At 53.9% G+C, this 17,352-nt stretch carries 17 protein-coding genes; 10 read left to right on the forward strand and 7 right to left on the reverse strand.

Features of this window, described 5'->3' with window-relative positions:
• Positions 1-33 precede the first annotated feature (33 nt).
• The 8 genes from murC to secA all read left to right on the forward strand — a co-directional run bounded on the left by murC (position 34) and on the right by secA (position 10,318).
• On the forward strand, positions 34-1,509 hold the full coding sequence (gene murC / locus K5Y32_RS17260; RefSeq protein WP_222185267.1) for a UDP-N-acetylmuramate--L-alanine ligase: 1,476 nt from the start codon (positions 34-36) through the stop codon (positions 1,507-1,509).
• Entirely contained in the window at positions 1,502-2,422 is a 921-nt protein-coding gene (locus K5Y32_RS17265; RefSeq protein ID WP_222185268.1) for a D-alanine--D-alanine ligase, read from the forward strand. The genes murC and K5Y32_RS17265 overlap by 8 nt, the downstream gene beginning before the upstream one ends.
• Position 2,423: 1 nt before the next feature.
• Entirely contained in the window at positions 2,424-3,263 is an 840-nt protein-coding gene (gene ftsQ / locus K5Y32_RS17270) for a cell division protein FtsQ (RefSeq protein ID WP_222185269.1), read from the forward strand.
• The gene (gene ftsA, locus K5Y32_RS17275) at positions 3,260-4,516 is read left to right on the forward strand and encodes a cell division protein FtsA (RefSeq protein WP_007888634.1); all 1,257 of its coding nucleotides are present in this window, start codon (positions 3,260-3,262) and stop codon (positions 4,514-4,516) included. The genes ftsQ and ftsA overlap by 4 nt, the downstream gene beginning before the upstream one ends.
• Positions 4,517-4,587: 71 nt before the next feature.
• Positions 4,588-5,742, forward strand: a complete 1,155-nt coding sequence (gene ftsZ, locus K5Y32_RS17280) for a cell division protein FtsZ (RefSeq protein WP_008108602.1) — start codon at positions 4,588-4,590, stop codon at positions 5,740-5,742.
• A 101-nt stretch (positions 5,743-5,843) separates the two neighbouring features.
• Positions 5,844-6,761 (forward strand): UDP-3-O-acyl-N-acetylglucosamine deacetylase, encoded by a 918-nt coding sequence (gene lpxC, locus K5Y32_RS17285; RefSeq protein ID WP_007888639.1) that lies wholly within the window; start codon positions 5,844-5,846, stop codon positions 6,759-6,761.
• A 274-nt stretch (positions 6,762-7,035) separates the two neighbouring features.
• Positions 7,036-7,536: a secA translation cis-regulator SecM gene (secM, locus tag K5Y32_RS17290; RefSeq protein WP_222185270.1), complete on the forward strand. Its 501-nt coding sequence runs from the start codon at positions 7,036-7,038 to the stop codon at positions 7,534-7,536.
• Positions 7,537-7,612: 76 nt separating this feature from the next.
• Positions 7,613-10,318: a preprotein translocase subunit SecA gene (gene secA / locus K5Y32_RS17295; RefSeq protein ID WP_154154201.1), complete on the forward strand. Its 2,706-nt coding sequence runs from the start codon at positions 7,613-7,615 to the stop codon at positions 10,316-10,318.
• 40 nt (positions 10,319-10,358) lie between these two features.
• Here the strand turns inward: secA and K5Y32_RS17300 are convergent, their stop codons facing one another.
• Positions 10,359-10,793, reverse strand: a complete 435-nt coding sequence (locus K5Y32_RS17300) for a response regulator (RefSeq protein ID WP_255602682.1) — start codon at positions 10,791-10,793, stop codon at positions 10,359-10,361.
• A 138-nt stretch (positions 10,794-10,931) separates the two neighbouring features.
• On the opposite strand from K5Y32_RS17300, the gene mutT reads away from it, so the two are divergent.
• Positions 10,932-11,327 carry an 8-oxo-dGTP diphosphatase MutT gene (gene mutT, locus K5Y32_RS17305; protein WP_222185271.1) on the forward strand — a complete coding sequence of 132 codons (396 nt, stop codon included), beginning with the start codon at positions 10,932-10,934 and terminating at the stop codon, positions 11,325-11,327.
• A gap of 27 nt (positions 11,328-11,354) precedes the next feature.
• Here the strand turns inward: mutT and yacG are convergent, their stop codons facing one another.
• Genes yacG through coaE form a run of 3 tightly spaced genes read right to left on the reverse strand, consistent with a single transcriptional unit; the run spans position 11,355 to position 12,917 of the window.
• The gene (gene yacG, locus K5Y32_RS17310) at positions 11,355-11,552 is read right to left on the reverse strand and encodes a DNA gyrase inhibitor YacG (protein WP_064737573.1); all 198 of its coding nucleotides are present in this window, start codon (positions 11,550-11,552) and stop codon (positions 11,355-11,357) included.
• 8 nt (positions 11,553-11,560) lie between these two features.
• Positions 11,561-12,304 (reverse strand): cell division protein ZapD, encoded by a 744-nt coding sequence (zapD, locus tag K5Y32_RS17315; protein WP_222185272.1) that lies wholly within the window; start codon positions 12,302-12,304, stop codon positions 11,561-11,563.
• Between the two features lie 4 nt (positions 12,305-12,308).
• Positions 12,309-12,917, reverse strand: coding sequence for a dephospho-CoA kinase (coaE, locus tag K5Y32_RS17320; RefSeq protein ID WP_222185273.1), 609 nt, complete (start codon positions 12,915-12,917; stop codon positions 12,309-12,311).
• A gap of 218 nt (positions 12,918-13,135) precedes the next feature.
• On the opposite strand from coaE, the gene K5Y32_RS17325 reads away from it, so the two are divergent.
• Positions 13,136-14,176: a GMP reductase gene (locus tag K5Y32_RS17325; RefSeq protein ID WP_222185274.1), complete on the forward strand. Its 1,041-nt coding sequence runs from the start codon at positions 13,136-13,138 to the stop codon at positions 14,174-14,176.
• 33 nt (positions 14,177-14,209) lie between these two features.
• Here the strand turns inward: K5Y32_RS17325 and hofC are convergent, their stop codons facing one another.
• The 3 genes from hofC to ppdD are packed head-to-tail and all read right to left on the reverse strand — an operon-like array spanning position 14,210 to position 17,233.
• The gene (gene hofC / locus K5Y32_RS17330) at positions 14,210-15,409 is read right to left on the reverse strand and encodes a protein transport protein HofC (protein ID WP_222185275.1); all 1,200 of its coding nucleotides are present in this window, start codon (positions 15,407-15,409) and stop codon (positions 14,210-14,212) included.
• A complete protein-coding gene (gspE, locus tag K5Y32_RS17335; protein ID WP_222185276.1) occupies positions 15,402-16,790 on the reverse strand; it encodes a type II secretion system protein GspE in 1,389 nt (462 codons plus the stop codon). The genes hofC and gspE overlap by 8 nt, the downstream gene beginning before the upstream one ends.
• On the reverse strand, positions 16,790-17,233 hold the full coding sequence (gene ppdD / locus K5Y32_RS17340; RefSeq protein WP_222185277.1) for a prepilin peptidase-dependent pilin: 444 nt from the start codon (positions 17,231-17,233) through the stop codon (positions 16,790-16,792). Before ppdD ends, gspE begins: the two co-directional genes overlap by 1 nt.
• Positions 17,234-17,352 lie beyond the last annotated feature (119 nt).

Raw genomic sequence — 17,352 nt, forward strand, 5'->3', positions numbered from 1 at the left:
GGTACAAACGGGAAAAACAGGTAATTGAAACAGATGAATACACAACAATTGGCAAAACTGCGTTCTATTGTGCCCGAGATGCGTCGCGTCCGGCACATTCACTTTGTCGGCATCGGCGGTGCTGGCATGGGCGGTATTGCCGAGGTGTTGGCGAACGAAGGCTATCACATCAGCGGTTCTGATCTGGCGCCGAACGCGGTGACACAGCATCTGGCTGCGCTGGGCGCGACGATTTATTTCAACCATCGTCCTGAAAACGTCACTGAAGCCAGCGTTGTCGTGGTGTCGACGGCCGTGGCGCAGGATAACCCTGAACTGGTTGCCGCTCGTGAGCAGCGTATTCCCGTGATTCGTCGCGCTGAGATGTTGGCTGAACTGATGCGTTTCCGTCATGGCATTGCCGTTGCGGGCACGCACGGTAAAACCACCACCACCGCGATGGTGACCAGCATTTACGCGGAAGGCGGACTGGATCCCACGTTTGTTAACGGTGGCTTGGTTAAAGCCGCCGGTACGCATGCGCGCCTCGGTAGCAGCCGTTACCTGATTGCTGAAGCAGATGAAAGTGATGCGTCCTTCCTGCATCTGCAACCGATGGTGGCAATTGTCACCAACATTGAAGCGGATCACATGGACACCTATCAGGGCGATTTTGAGAACCTGAAGCAGACGTTCATTAACTTCCTGCACAACCTGCCGTTCTACGGACGCGCGGTGATGTGCGTGGATGATGCGGTGATTCGTGACCTGATTCCGCGCGTGGGCCGCCAGGTGACAACCTACGGCTTCAGCGATGATGCGGATGTGCGTATCGAGAATTACGAGCAGCGTGGCGCGCAAGGGCACTTCACCATTATCCGTCAGGATAAGCCGGTGCTGAAAGTGACGCTGAACGCGCCTGGCCGTCATAACGCCCTGAACGCGGCTGCCGCGGTAGCTGTTACCAGCGAAGAAGGCATTGAAGATAACGCGATTCTGGCCGCGCTGGAGAGCTTCCAGGGCACCGGACGCCGCTTTGACGTGCTGGGCGAGTTCGATACCGCCGCCGTCAACGGTAATCCAGGCAGTGCGATGCTGGTCGACGATTATGGCCATCATCCCACCGAAGTGGATGTCACCATCAAAGCCGCACGTGCGGGCTGGCCTGAGAAGAAGCTGGTGATGGTGTTCCAGCCGCATCGTTACACGCGTACGCGTGACCTGTTTGATGATTTCGCTAATGTGTTGTCGCAGGTGGATGTGTTGCTGATGCTGGATGTCTATCCGGCGGGTGAAGCGGCGATTCCCGGCGCTGACAGCCGCTCGCTGTGCCGTGCGATTCGTAACCGTGGCAAGGTTGATCCGATTCTGGTCTCTGAGCATGACGCGCTGCCAGATGCGCTGGCGCCGTTGCTATCGGGCGACGATCTGGTGATCGTGCAGGGCGCAGGCAACATCGGCAAGATTGCCCGCAAGCTGGCCGAAAACGAATTACAGCCTGCCGTTAAGTCGGAGGCGCGCCATGACTGAGAAGGTTGCAGTATTGATGGGCGGCACCTCGGCAGAGCGTGACGTATCGCTGATGTCCGGTGCGGCGGTACTGGCCGGACTGCGTGAAATGGGCATTGATGCGCATGCGGTCGATACGCGTGATGTGTCGGTGCTGGAACTGAAACAGCAAGGCTTCGCTAAAGCGTTTATTGCTTTGCACGGTCGTGGTGGTGAAGACGGCACGCTGCAAGCGGTGCTGGAATTCCTGCAATTGCCTTACACCGGCAGCGGCGTGATGGCTTCGGCTATCACTATGGACAAACTGCGCAGCAAATTGCTGTGGCAGGGCAGGGGATTACCATCAGGCAAATTTGTCTGGCTGACGCGTCAGCAGCATGAACAAGGTTTAGACGCGGATACCACCAAAGCTATTGAGGCGCTGGGCTTACCGCTGTTTGTAAAGCCAAGCTGCGAAGGTTCTAGCGTTGGTATCAGCCGCGTGAACCATGCGGATGCATTACCCGCAGCGCTTGAAGAAGCCTTTCGTCATGATGATGACGTGCTGATTGAAGCTTTTCTGAGCGGCGCGGAGTACACCGTGGGCATCGTAGGTGAGCAAATTCTGCCTTCCATCAGAATTAAAACCGCCAGCGAGTTCTATGACTATGAAGCGAAATACATTTCTGACGATACTGAATACTTCTGCCCGAGCGGTTTAAGCGTCGAGCAGGAAGCAGAATTGCAGACGTTGGTGTGGTCAGCCTGGCGCGCATTGGGTTGCAGCGGCTGGGGCCGCGTGGACGTGATGGCTGACGGTGAGGGCAATTTCCAGCTGCTGGAAGTGAATACTTCGCCTGGCATGACCAGCCACAGTTTAGTGCCGATGGCCGCAAAGCAAGCGGGATACAGCTTCCCGCAGCTGGTGGCGCGTATTCTGGAGCTGGCTGACTGATATGTCTCAGGCAGCGATACGAGTACGCAATCGCGAACCTCAGGAGCGGACACGCTCCGGGCGTAGCAACGGTGCGCGACTGTTTGGCATGGTGTTCCTGCTGATTGTGCTGGGCATTATGGTGGCGGGCGGCCTCGTGGTGCTGAAGTGGATGAATGACGCGTCACGCTTGCCGTTATCGAAGCTGGTGGTGACCGGGCAAACCCACTACACCACGCATGATGATATTCGTCAGGCCATTTTATCGCTTGGCGCGCCGGGGACCTTCATGTCGCAGAACGTGGATATCATCCAGCAGCAGATTGAGCGTTTACCCTGGATTAAGCAGGTCAGTGTGCGCAAGCAGTGGCCTGATGAGCTGAAGATAAATCTGGTGGAGTATGTTCCGGTTGCACGCTGGAACGACTCACATATGGTGGACGCCGCTGGCGTCTCCTTCAGCGTCCCGGCCAGTCACGTTGGCAAAGAAACGTTGCCAATGTTGTACGGCCCGGAAGGCAGTGAAAATGAGGTGTTAGCCGGCTATCACACCATGAGTGATGTGTTAAAGGCTAACAAGTTTACCCTGAAGGTCGCGTCGATGACGGCGCGGCGCTCGTGGCAATTAGTGACCAGTGACGATGTGCGCATCGAATTAGGTCGTAGCGATACCATGAAGCGTCTGAACCGTTTTATTGAGCTTTATCCGGATTTGCAGCAGCAGGGCCAGAGTCAGAACCAGCGCATCACGTACGTTGATTTGCGCTACGATTCGGGCGCCGCAGTCGGTTGGGCCGCTGCACCGATAGAGCGACAGGACAGTAATCAGCAACAGAACCAGGCACAGGCTAAACCACAATGATCAAGGCAACGGACAGAAAACTGGTAGTAGGACTCGAAATTGGCACCGCGAAGGTGTCCGCCCTGGTTGGGGAAATTCTGCCCGATGGTATGGTCAATATTATTGGGGTGGGCAGTTGCCCGTCTCGCGGCATGGATAAAGGCGGCGTAAACGATCTGGAGTCGGTGGTGAAATGCGTACAGCGCGCCATCGATCAGGCTGAATTGATGGCGGATTGCCAGATTTCATCGGTCTACCTTGCTTTATCGGGCAAACATATCAGTTGCCAGAACGAAATCGGGATGGTTCCGATTTCGGAAGAGGAAGTGACTCAGGATGATGTAGAGAACGTGGTGCATACGGCGAAATCCGTTCGCGTACGTGATGAGCATCGTATTCTGCATGTCATTCCGCAGGAATATGCCATCGATTATCAGGAAGGCATTAAGAATCCAGTGGGACTTTCCGGCGTGCGTATGCAGGCGAAAGTACATTTGATCACCTGCCACAACGATATGGCAAAAAATATTGTCAAAGCCGTTGAACGTTGCGGCCTGAAAGTTGACCAACTGATTTTTGCTGGGTTGGCATCCAGTTTCTCTGTACTGACGGAAGATGAACGTGAGCTGGGCGTCTGTGTTGTTGATATCGGTGGCGGTACAATGGATATCGCTGTCTATACTGGCGGTGCACTGCGTCACACCAAAGTGATCCCGTATGCCGGGAACGTGGTAACCAGCGATATTGCATACGCTTTTGGTACACCGCCGACCGACGCAGAAGCGATTAAAGTGCGTCACGGTTGTGCATTGGGCTCGATTGTCGGCAAAGACGAAAATGTCGAAGTGCCGAGCGTAGGTGGACGTCCACCACGTAGCCTGCAGCGTCAAACGCTGGCTGAAGTCATCGAGCCGCGTTACACCGAACTGTTGAATCTGGTCAACGACGAGATTCTGCAATTACAGGAGCAGCTGCGCCAGCAAGGCGTGAAACATCATCTGGCGGCCGGTATCGTGCTGACCGGTGGTGCGGCGCAGATTGAAGGTTTGGCAGCCTGCGCACAGCGCGTGTTCCACACGCAAGTGCGCATCGGACAGCCGCTTAACATCACCGGCCTGACGGATTATGCGCAGGAGCCGTATTACTCTACGGCGGTTGGCCTGCTGCATTACGGCAAAGAGTCACACATGAACGGTGATGCAGAAACGGAAAAACGTGCTTCAGTGGGCAACTGGTTCAAGCGGATCAACAGCTGGCTGAAGAAAGAGTTTTAATTTTTGAAAAAGGAGATCATGCTGGCAATGTTTATGATCTCCAGGCGACAGGCACATAACGGAGAGAAATCATGTTTGAACCTATGGAATTAACCAATGACGCGGTGATTAAAGTCATCGGCGTCGGCGGTGGCGGTGGCAACGCCGTAGAGCACATGGTACGCGAGCGTATCGAAGGTGTGGAATTCTTCGCTGTAAACACCGACGCGCAAGCGTTGCGTAAGACAGCGGTCGGCCAGACGATCCAGATCGGGACCAATATCACTAAAGGTCTTGGTGCAGGTGCGAACCCAGAAGTGGGCCGTAACTCTGCAGAAGAGGATCGCGAAGCACTGCGTGCTGCGCTGGATGGTGCAGACATGGTATTTATCGCAGCTGGCATGGGCGGCGGTACTGGTACCGGTGCAGCGCCAGTCGTGGCTGAAGTGGCAAAAGATTTGGGTATCCTGACGGTTGCGGTGGTGACTAAGCCATTCAACTTTGAAGGTAAAAAGCGTATGGCTTTTGCTGAGCAAGGTATCGCTGAACTGTCTAAGCATGTCGATTCACTGATCACTATTCCAAACGACAAGCTGCTGAAAGTTCTGGGGCGCGGTATTTCTCTGTTGGATGCGTTCGGCGCAGCCAACGACGTATTGAAAGGCGCAGTGCAGGGTATCGCTGAACTGATTACGCGTCCTGGCCTGATGAACGTCGACTTCGCGGACGTGCGTACCGTGATGTCAGAAATGGGTTACGCCATGATGGGTTCAGGTGTGGCATGTGGTGAAGATCGTGCGGAAGAAGCGGCAGAAATGGCGATCTCTTCTCCACTGTTGGAAGACATCGATCTGTCTGGCGCGCGCGGCGTGCTGGTCAACATCACTGCGGGCTTCGACCTGCGTCTTGATGAGTTCGAAACCGTGGGTAACACCATCCGTGCCTTCGCTTCTGACAACGCAACCGTAGTTATCGGTACTTCTCTGGATCCAGAGATGAACGACGAACTGCGTGTGACCGTAGTTGCAACCGGCATCGGCATGGATAAGCGTCCGGAAATCACTCTGGTGACCAACAAACCGGCCACTCAGCCAGTGATGGATCATCGCTACCAGCAGCACGGCATGGCGCCGCTGCCGCAGGAGCAAAAACCAGCCGCGAAAGTGGTGAATGACCAACCGGCGGCATCCAGCAAAGAACCCGATTACCTTGATATTCCAGCCTTCTTGCGTAAGCAGGCAGACTAAGAATATCCCGAGAATTGGGATTCCCCGCTCTTTGTGCTAAAGTATCCCCCCGCTGGTAATTTATACTGGCGGTCGGAAGGGTAATATTGCGAGATAAAGCGATGATCAAACAAAGGACATTAAAACGTATTGTTCAGGCGACTGGCGTCGGTTTACATACCGGCAAGAAAGTCACACTGACGTTACGCCCTGCGTCGGCTAACACCGGGGTCATCTATCGTCGCACTGACTTGAATCCACCGGTAGATTTCCCGGCTGATGCAAAATATGTGCGCGACACCATGCTGAGTACTTGCCTGGTGAATGATGAAGGCGTGCGTATTTCAACAGTTGAACACCTGAACGCCGCATTGGCGGGCTTGGGCATCGACAATATCATTGTTGAAGTTGATGCACCGGAAATCCCAATCATGGATGGCAGTGCCGCACCTTTTGTCTATCTGCTGATGGACGCAGGCATCGAAGAGCTGAACAGCGCGAAGAAATTCGTACGCGTTAAGCAAACGGTGCGTGTGGAGGATGGCGATAAGTGGGCCGAGATCAAACCGTATAACGGTTTCTCACTCGACTTCACTATCGACTTCAAACATCCAGCGATTGACTCAAGCTCGCAGCGTTACCAGCTCAACTTCTCGGCTGAGAACTTTGTTCGCCAAATCAGCCGTGCGCGCACTTTTGGCTTTATGCGTGAAATCGAATATCTGCAGTCTAAAGGCCTGTGCCTGGGCGGTAGTTTAGATTGTGCGATTGGCCTCGATGATTTCCGCGTATTAAACGAAGACGGTCTGCGCTTTGAAGACGAATTTGTTCGTCATAAAATGCTCGATGCGATCGGTGACCTGTTCATGTGCGGCCACAATGTTATTGGCGCGTTTACCGCCTTTAAATCGGGCCATGCGTTGAACAACAAGTTGCTGCAAGCGGTTCTTGCTAAGCAGGAAGCCTGGGAATGGGCGACCTTCGAAGATGAAGCTGAACTGCCACTGGCATTCAAAGCACCAAATTTAGTTCTGGCGTAAGTCAGACCTAAAACGGCAGGTTTCGCTGACACCCTCTCCGGTCAGTTGAACCTGCCGTTTTTTATTGCCTCATTTTCAATCCTGCCAAACCGATCTCATTTCGCTGTAGCAACTGGCGAAACCCTGTACAAAAAAACGTGAATTCCGCCGAAGCCCCTTTAATGACTGGTGTCGAAGCCGCACATAAGTGCTATCATCTGGCGCTCATATAAGCCGGGTAACGCAGATTTTTGCCACCGCTTTATCACTTTATTCAACGCATTGTGGACGGATTGTGATCGGGATTTTCTCACGCTGGCGACAATTAGGCAGACGCTATTTCTGGCCACATCTCCTGTTGGGGATGGTGGCGGCCAGTTTAGGTTTGCCTGCCTGTGCGCAAAGTTCTGAGCCGAAAGCAAATGATTCGCCGATCAGCAGCCTGTTTGTCGGCAATGTTGTCCATTTTGACCATCTGATTCGTCTGCAGGAAAGCGCGCGTCGACCGAATTTCAACGTCGATTACTGGCACCAGCATGCGATTCGCACCGTTATTCGCCACCTTTCCTTTAGTATGACGCCGCCCGCTCAGGCGGAAGCCGATCAAGCTGTGCCGCTAACGGCACAAAAGCTGGCGTTGATAGGTTCGCTTCAGGCGTTGCTGACTTCTCCGGCGCAATCGCTGACTGTTGTTGAGCCGCAACAAAACCTGCGTCACAACGAACCACAAATCCTTTCCTCTGCTGATTGGCAAGCTGCTATTCATGGCATCCGCGCCGGGCCTTTCATTGCTTAACTGCTAACGTTTTTTCCACATCCTGAATCAGATTTTGCAGCCCGTGAAATCACGGCTGAATTGAGAAAAATTTATCATGTTAATCAAATTATTAACTAAAGTATTCGGCAGCAGCAATGATCGTACTCTGCGCCGTATGCGCAAAATCGTCGACGTCATCAATAAGATGGAGCCGGATTTCGTAAAGCTCTCTGACGATGAACTGAAAGCGAAAACTGACCTGTTCCGCGAGCGCCTGAAAAAAGGCGAAAGCCTTGAGAGCCTGATTCCAGAAGCCTTTGCCACCGTACGTGAAGCAAGTAAGCGCGTCTTCGGTATGCGTCACTTTGATGTGCAGCTGATTGGCGGCATGGTGCTCAACGAACGTTGCATCGCAGAGATGCGCACCGGTGAAGGTAAAACCCTGACTGCGACCCTGCCCGCTTACCTGAACGCGCTGAGCGGCAAAGGCGTGCACGTTGTTACCGTCAACGACTATCTGGCGCAGCGTGACGCCGAAAATAACCGTGCACTGTTTGAATTCCTTGGCCTGACCATCGGCATTAACCTGCCAAACATGCCAGCTGTGGCGAAGCGTGCAGCTTATGCCGCTGACATCACCTACGGCACCAACAACGAATACGGCTTCGACTACCTGCGCGACAACATGGCGTTCAGCCCGGAAGAGCGCGTGCAGCGTAAGCTGCATTACGCATTAGTGGATGAAGTCGACTCAATCCTGATCGATGAAGCACGTACGCCACTGATCATCTCTGGTCCGGCGGAAGACAGCTCTGAGCTGTATACCAAAGTTAACAAGATCATCCCGCATCTGGTGCGTCAGGAAAAAGAAGACTCTGAAACCTTCCAGGGCGAAGGCGATTTCTGGGTCGATGAAAAAGCGCGCCAGGCACACATGAGCGAGCGCGGCCTGGTAAAAGTTGAAGAGCTGCTGGTTAGCCAAAACATTATGGTAGAGGGCGAGTCACTCTACTCCCCAACCAACATCATGCTGATGCACCACGTTACTGCGGCGCTGCGTGCTCATGCACTCTTCACCCGCGATGTTGATTACATCGTTAAAGATGGCGAAGTGGTCATCGTTGATGAACACACCGGTCGTACCATGCAAGGTCGCCGCTGGTCAGATGGTCTGCATCAGGCGGTTGAAGCGAAAGAAGGCGTGGAAATCCAGAATGAAAACCAGACGCTGGCTTCCATTACCTTCCAGAACTACTTCCGTATCTATGAGAAACTGGCAGGTATGACCGGTACCGCGGATACCGAAGCATTCGAATTCAGCTCCATTTACAAGCTCGACACTATCGTGGTGCCAACCAACCGTCCGATGGTGCGTAAAGATATGGCCGATCTGGTCTACATGACCGAGAAAGAGAAGATCGATGCCATTATCGAAGACATCCGTGCCTGTACTGCCAAAGGGCAGCCGGTGTTGGTGGGTACGATTTCGATTGAGAAATCGGAAGTCGTGTCCAACGAACTGACGCGCGCAGGCATTAAACACAGCGTACTGAACGCTAAATTCCACGCCAGCGAAGCGGATATTGTTGCTCAGGCAGGTCAACCTGCAGCGGTCACCATCGCAACCAACATGGCCGGTCGTGGTACCGATATCGTGCTGGGCGGTAGCTGGCAGGCTGAGCTTGCCGCGATGGACGAGCCAACCGAAGAGCAGATTCAGGCGATGAAAGAGGCGTGGAAACTGCGTCACGATGCGGTGCTGGCTGCAGGCGGTCTGCACATCATTGGTACTGAGCGTCACGAATCTCGCCGTATCGATAACCAGCTGCGTGGTCGTGCGGGTCGTCAGGGTGATGCCGGTTCTTCACGCTTCTATCTGTCGATGGAAGATGCATTGATGCGTATCTTCGCTTCAGATCGCGTATCGAACATGATGCGTAAACTGGGCATGAAACCAGGCGAAGCAATTGAGCATCCATGGGTGACCAAAGCGATTGCCAACGCGCAGCGTAAAGTGGAAAGCCGCAACTTCGATATTCGTAAGCAGCTGCTGGAATACGATGACGTGGCTAACGATCAGCGTCGTGCTATCTATAGCCAGCGTAACGAACTGCTGGATGTGTCTGATGTGTCGGAAACCATCAACAGCATCCGCGAAGATGTCTACAAAACCACCATTGATACCTACATTCCGCCGCAGTCACTGGAAGAGATGTGGGATGTTGCCGGCCTGGAAGAGCGTCTGCGTAACGACTTCGATCTGAACCTGCCTATTGCTGAGTGGTTGGATAAAGAGCCCGATCTTCACGAAGAGACGCTGCGCGAACGCATCATGACCCACGCCGCGGAAAACTATGCTGCCAAAGAAGAAGTGGTTGGCGAAGAGATGATGCGTAACTTCGAGAAAGGCGTGATGCTGCAAACGCTGGATTCGTTGTGGAAAGAGCATCTGGCGGCGATGGATTATTTGCGTCAGGGCATCCACCTGCGCGGTTATGCCCAGAAAGATCCGAAGCAGGAATACAAGCGTGAATCCTTCTCTATGTTTGCGGCGATGCTGGAGTCACTGAAATACGAAGTGATCAGCACCCTGAGCAAAGTTCAGGTGCGCATGCCAGAAGAAGTTGAAGCGATGGAACAGCAGCGCCGTGAAGAAGCTGAGCGTTTAGCGCAACAGCAGCAGTTGAGCCACGTTGATGATGCCACCGCTGCCGCCGAAGCATTAGCCGCACAAGGCGGGGAGCGTAAAGTGGGCCGTAATGATCTCTGCCCATGTGGTTCCGGCAAAAAATACAAACAGTGCCACGGTCGTCTGGCCTGATAAAAAAGGAGCCTTCGGGCTCCTTTTTTTTAATAACGATTTAGCGTGTTATCGCCATTAGTTTCTCTTCGTTTAGGCGCACGCCATGATAGGGCAGCGTCACCAGCAGACCATCCGGTAGGCCAGCTCGCTTCAACAGCGCCCGGCTTTGGAACAGGAGTTGATGGTAATTATTATCGCTGATGCTCGGATAGCTCTCATTCCACACCGTAGCAATAATCTGACGCTTCGAGGTAATGCGCAGCAACAGGCAGGAGAAGAATCTTTTTTGCGCTTCATTCAACGAAATAACTTTGTGTTCAGGCCACCATGTTAAGGTGTTCTTAGCGCTGTCTAACGTCAGGATGTCATGAAATACCAAATGGCGTAGGGCATGTAATTGTTCCGGCGTATTTTGCGCCAGAAACGTTGTTTCTTTGAATTCCATAGGTAGTCGGGTTTGGCAGAAGAAAGTGGCTGCGAGTATTCCCAACATTCCCGGTTGCGATCCTTACGACATGTCTTAATCACTGGCTTTTGTGCGGCGCAGGGCGTCACTTTCCTCTCAACGGTTAACATCACTTCATGACTGATTTACACTCAGCGCTCATTTATTAAAAGTGGAATCCAGCTTATGAAACACCTGCAGGTTGCGGTGGGCATCATTCGCAATACAGAACGTCAAATCTTCCTTGCCCAGCGTGCGGCAAGCTCCTACATGGCAAATAAGTGGGAGTTTCCTGGCGGAAAAATTGAACAAGATGAATCTGCCGAGCAGGCGCTCAAGCGTGAGCTGATGGAAGAAACCGGTATCGAAGTCACATCGGCAAGCGCGATTGGCCAGGCCGACCACAGTTATGAAGATCTGCGCGTTACGCTGCATTTCTTCCTGGTTGAAGGCTGGAACGGCGAACCTTATGGTCGTGAAGGTCAGCCACAGCGTTGGGTCGAACAGCAGAATTTGGTCGCGGATGAATTTCCGCCTGCGAACCATGAACTGATCAGCCGATTAGTGGCTGGCGAGATTTAAGTGAAGGGGCGCTAGGCCCCTTACTTTTTACTGCTGTTCTTCGCTCCAGTCATCGCTGTCCATCTGGTCACCGCTGCTGGGAATGCGTTTCTCTTCTGCTGCCCATTCACCTAAATCAATCAGCTGGCAGCGTTTACTGCAGAATGGCCGCCACGGGCTCAACTCATCCCAAATCACATCGCGACGACAATTGGGGCAAGGTACGGTAATCATCTCTTCCGGCATAACTTCCTCTAACAACAAGCTAATTCAAAATTCAGTCGGGCTGGCACTTCTCCGCGTTCGCTGTCTAACGGCAGGAAACGAATCGCATAACGGCTTTTATGGCCCGAGACTTGCGGATACAGCGCGTCTTCCAGAGTTAATTGCAGGCGCAGTAAATCGGATCCTTCGGCGTTATCCTGATAAAAGCCGTTGAGGCTGGTTTGATGACGAAATACGCCAGACTGGCGTACTAAATCAAGGATCATCGTCAAACTATTACGCAGCGGATTCAGTGATTCCAGCCAGCCATTCACCTGAACATCCCGCACCGCTTGCTCCTGATGCAGCCAGATATGCAGGCTTGGTAGATCGAAACTGCAGCAGCCGCCGGGAATACTCAAACGCTGACGTACCAGAGCAACCAGGCGATCTTCACGTAACTGTTGGCCCATGCGCGGTGCCGCCATGAGTTCGCTTGAGCATTGCTTCAACTGCTGACGCAGATTATTCACACGCAATTCGTCAATGCCTGGCACATCCAGCCACGCGCGCAATTTTTGCTGCTGGCGCTCCAGCTCTTTTAGCAGTTCAGTGCGCATATCCCCGCGCTCAAAAATATCCAGTAAATCGCTAAGGATGCGGAACACGCCAAGTGCTGAAACCGAACCACTAACCGGCACCGTTTCATACAGCTGATCAATCAGATATTCAACTCGCAGCCAGGTGCGCATCTTCTCATTCAAAGGGTGTTCAAACAGAACAACAGTGCTCATGATGTTAATCCTTTCCGGTTGCTGCCAGGCGTAGATAGCGCTGGTGAAGCTCAGCAACGCGCGGTAGCACCTGTTCAGGCGTACCACTGTTATCAATGATGTCATCCGCACAGGCTTGACGCTGTTCGCGACTGGCCTGTGCGGCAAGAATATTTTTCGCCTGACTCAGCGAAATGCCATCCCGCTGTTGGGTGCGTTGCAACTGCGTGGCGGTATCCACATCTACGACCAACACGCGATCGGCCTGATGCTGTAAGCCGTTTTCGACCAACAGCGGTACCACCCAAAGCACATAAGGTGAAGTAGCCAGTAACTTTAATTGTTGCGTGCGGGCGTTGATGAGTGGATGAAGCAACTGATTGAGCCAGTTTTTCTCTTGTGGCTGCTGGAAAATAATTTCACGAAGCCGTGCACGATAGAGCGTGCCTTCTGCCGTCAGAATGGTATCTCCATAACGCTGAGCAATCGCCTTTAGTGCAGGCGTTCCGGGCTCAACAACTTCTCTGGCAATGACGTCAGCGTCAATAATATCAACGCCTAGCGCTGCGAAAGCGTTGGCAATAGTGGTTTTACCACTGCCAATGCCGCCGGTGAGCGCAACGGTATAAGGCATAGCGTTCTCGCAAAATTTATATCGTGAGCGGCGATCAACCACAGCAAGATGAGAGCATGATCACAATCAATTCTCTCAGCTAAATTTAAGGGATTGTAGCCTAAATAAAGTGAAATTCGCAGTCTTGTCGCGGAACGAATGGCGCGTATGATAACGACACTGGAGCCGTGAGCGCTACCCGAACCGCGGTTCGTCGTCACTAACCAGGATAATTAGCTATGCGCATTGAAGAAGATCTAAAACTGGGCTTTAAAGATGTTTTGATCCGCCCAAAACGTTCCACGTTGAAAAGCCGTTCCGAGGTTGAGCTGGAACGCACCTTCACTTTTAAACACTCAGGCTTGAACTGGAGTGGCATTCCAATCATTGCCGCCAACATGGATACCGTCGGCACTTTCACGATGGCTGAAGCCCTGGCGAGTTTTAACGTACTGACCGCAGTGCATAAACATTACAGCGTGCAAGAGTGGCAGGCATTTGTGCAGCGCGCGCCAGCGGCGGCGCTGAGTTATGTGATGGTCTCATCCGGTACATCAGAATCAGATTTCACGAAGTTATCCGCCATTCTGGCGTTATCACCGCAGCTCAACTTTATCTGTATCGACGTTGCTAACGGCTACTCTGAGCACTTCGTTCAGTTTCTGTTGCGCGTGCGTGAAAGCTTCCCTGGTAAAACCATCTGCGCAGGCAACGTGGTTACCGGTGAAATGGTGGAAGAACTGATTTTGTCTGGCGCAGACATCGTCAAAGTGGGTATTGGCCCCGGCTCAGTGTGCACCACACGCGTGAAGACCGGCGTTGGTTATCCTCAGCTTTCTGCCGTTATCGAGTGCGCTGATGCGGCACACGGTTTAGGCGGACAGATCGTCAGCGACGGCGGCTGCTCGGTTCCAGGTGACATTGCCAAAGCTTTCGGGGGCGGTGCAGATTTCACCATGCTCGGCGGCATGCTTGCGGCACATGACGAGTGTGAAGGAACCATCGTTGAAGAACAGGGTGAGAAATTTATGCTGTTCTACGGCATGAGTTCCGAATCGGCGATGAAACGCCACGTTGGCGGTGTCGCACAATACCGTGCGGCGGAAGGCAAAACCGTGCGGTTACCAGTGCGCGGGCCGGTTGAGGAGACGGTTAAAGATATCCTCGGCGGTTTACGTTCGGCCTGTACCTACGTCGGTGCTGAACGATTGAAAGAGCTGACGAAACGCACCACCTTTATCCGCGTCGCTGAACAAGAGAACCGCGTGTTCACTCGTTAATCTCTGCCAACGGGCGCGCATCGCGCGTGCCCGTCATCGAATGGCATCGCCAAGACCAAATACCGGCAGATACATTGCAATCACTAAGGTGCCAACAATCCCGCCGATTACCACCATCATCATCGGTTCCAGCGATGCCGCCAGAGCATCAGCGCGCGCTAATGTTTGCGCCTCATGCCACTCCGCCAGCCGTGCCAGCATCACATCTAACGCACCCGCTTCTTCACCCACTCGGATGAGTTGGGCACACAGGGGCGTAAACAGCAGATGCTGTTGCAGCGCCTGATGCAGCGGCGCACCCGCAGCAATGTGCTGCTGCAACTGAATGATGGCATCGCGCCACAGTCGTGATACCAAGGTCACTTCAACCGCCTGCAGGCTTTGCAGCAGGGTTAAACCGGATTGCTGTGTAAGTTGCAGGATGGCGTAAATCTGGCTGAGCTGCCCGCCGCGCCACAGCGCAGATAACAGTGGCATGCGCAGTAACCATTGATGTACGCGCTTTTGCCACGGTACCGAACGTCGATAAGTCTGCTGCACAATCATCAGTAATACGGCACCTACCAGCGACAGCGGCAGCGCGGCCTTCTGCAGCAGTTCTGACAACGACATCACCGCAGCAGTAAAAGCGGGCAGCGGCGCATCAAAACTGGCATAGACAGAGACAAATTCTGGCAAAACAAACAGCAGCATGCCAGCACTGACCGCGAGCGCTACCAGCAAGATAAACAGGGGATAGCGCAGCGCCTTCACCACTTTTTGCCGTAAGTATTGCTGCTTGCTTTGCTGCTGCGCCAGCTGGCGACAGCACTCGTCGAGTTGGCCGGTTAATTCACCCACTTGCATCAAAGCGGGAAACAGCGGGGGAAAGATTTGCGGCCACTCTTGCAAGGCTTGCGAGAAGGGCTCACCAGCGATGACGCGGCGCTGCAATCCTTTCAGTAATACCCGCCAACCGGCATGAGGATGGCCTTCTGCCAGCAGAATCAGACTTTCGGCCAGCGGTAAGCCGGCCTTGAGCAGCGTCGCCAGTTGCCGCACCAGGTCGATTTTCTGTTGCCACTTCCAGTCGCGCGAACGCCAGCATTTTCCACGCTGCCAGTTCACCGGCAGCATGCCGCGATCGGAGAGTTGATTGAGCAACGCATCCTGGCTGGCATTGAGTGATTCGCCTTCCTGCAGCACGCCCATGGTATCAAGAGCCTGCCAGCGGAAATGATAGAGATTAGCCATCGCCCAATCCCACCACGCGCTGCATCTCTTCAAAGGAGGTATCGCCGCGACTTACCGCTTCAAGCCCCGCAGCCAGCAAAGTTTTCATTCCCTGCTCATTTGCCAGCGTTAGCAGATGCTCCAGCGGCATATCTGCCGAAATAGCATTCTGCAATTTGGTGGTTAGCGGCAAGACTTCAAACAGCGCCAGCCGCCCGTAATAGCCGGAGAAGCAGTGATCGCAGCCCGGTGCGCGCCAGGTTTGCAGCGTGCCCGGCCAGAGTTCGGCCGGCAGATGGGCGATGGCTTGTCCCGGCTGACGGCAATGCACGCACAAGCGTCTGACCAGACGCTGCGCCACCACCAACTGCAAAGCGGGGCCCAGCAGATAACCGGGAATATCCATCTGGCGCAGGCGCGTTAGCGTTTCAGCGGTCGAGTTGGTATGCAGTGTTGAAAGCACCAGATGGCCGGTCTGCGCAGCTTTAACGGCGATGCTGGCCGTCTCGGCATCACGGATTTCCCCCACCATAATCACATCGGGATCCTGGCGCAGCAGTGCGCGCAGCACACGATTGAAATCAAGTCCGCTGCGCGGCTGGATCTGTGTTTGATTAATGCCATCCAGCGGGATCTCAACCGGATCTTCTACGCTACATACATTCTTCTCCGGCACGTTAAGCGCGCTTAACCCGCTATAGAGCGTGAAGGTTTTACCGCTGCCGGTCGGGCCGGTAACCAGAATCAAACCCTGCGGTTTCGCCAGCGCGTTTTTCAGCAAACGCAGCTGTGCTGCGGGCATGCCGAGTTTATCGAGGGTGATGGCGCTGTTTTCACTTTGCAGCAGCCGCACCACGGCTTTTTCACCCTGGCTTACCGGCAGCGTTGAGAGTCGAAACGCCGCCAGTTTGTCCTCTATCTCCAGCGTAAACTGTCCGTCCTGCGGCAGACGCCGTTCGGCGATATCCAATCCACCGAGGATTTTCAGGCGCGCCAGAATCGCAGCGGGTTGTGCTTCAGAAGGCTGAGGCAGTTTATGCAACACGCCATCGATGCGCAGACGCACCCGCAATCCATGGCGCTGCGGTTCGAAATGCACATCTGAGGCGCGGCGCTGAATGGCCTGGCGCAAAATCTGATCGACCGCGTTAATCGCTGACTCAGCGCTGGCATGTTCACGCGGTGCTGCGGCGGCATCCGGTTCGTGCAGCAACTGCTCAAGTCGTGCGGCAGGCCAGCACTCGACCTCCACCTTACATTGGCTGGCGAACTGTAGCGCTTCCAGCAGCAGCGGATCGGGCGTGTCGGCTACCGCTACGCGCAGTAGTGTGGCGTCATGGTGCAGAATCACCGCCTGATAACGGGCGCACAAGGCTTGCAGCGCACTATTAGGATTGTCCATCAGTTGGCATCCTTGTCGGCAAAGCGGAACTGCTCGAGGCAGCTATCGCGCAGGCTGCTGTTATCGCTGGTACAAGTGCGTTGCCAGCTCAACGTGCCATCGGTTGCGCTCCAAATCGGCAGCATTTCAACCGTTAATCCGCTGAGACTTTCCTGGCCGGTCAGGTTGATGGTTCCATTAACGACGCTGAGTGTCGCCACATAGCGCGAACCTTTGGCCACCGGAATACCGCGTTGTCCTGCCTGACACTGTGCCGGTCCGCCGCGCTCAATGGAGCAGAGTTCAACTGCTGTTTTGTACGGCACCATGGTTTGCAGCATGTCGGTAAGCGCTGCGCGTTGCAGGTAGTTTTGATAGGCCGGTAAACCGATGGCGCTGAGAATGGCGACGATGCCAATCACAATCATCAATTCGATAAGGGTAAAACCGCGTTGTCTGTCCATAGTGAGGCTCCTTGTTGTGGAGCCGCTACGGTAGAAAAGGGCGAGAGAAAGCGGAAGTCAGGCCTGCGTGAGGCTGGAAAGCATCGCGCAGAGAATCGTCAGGATTACAGCGGGGATAA

Origin of the sequence: Pantoea sp. DY-15, from assembly GCF_019795935.1 — a bacterium.
Taxonomy (GTDB): domain Bacteria; phylum Pseudomonadota; class Gammaproteobacteria; order Enterobacterales; family Enterobacteriaceae; genus Pantoea; species Pantoea leporis.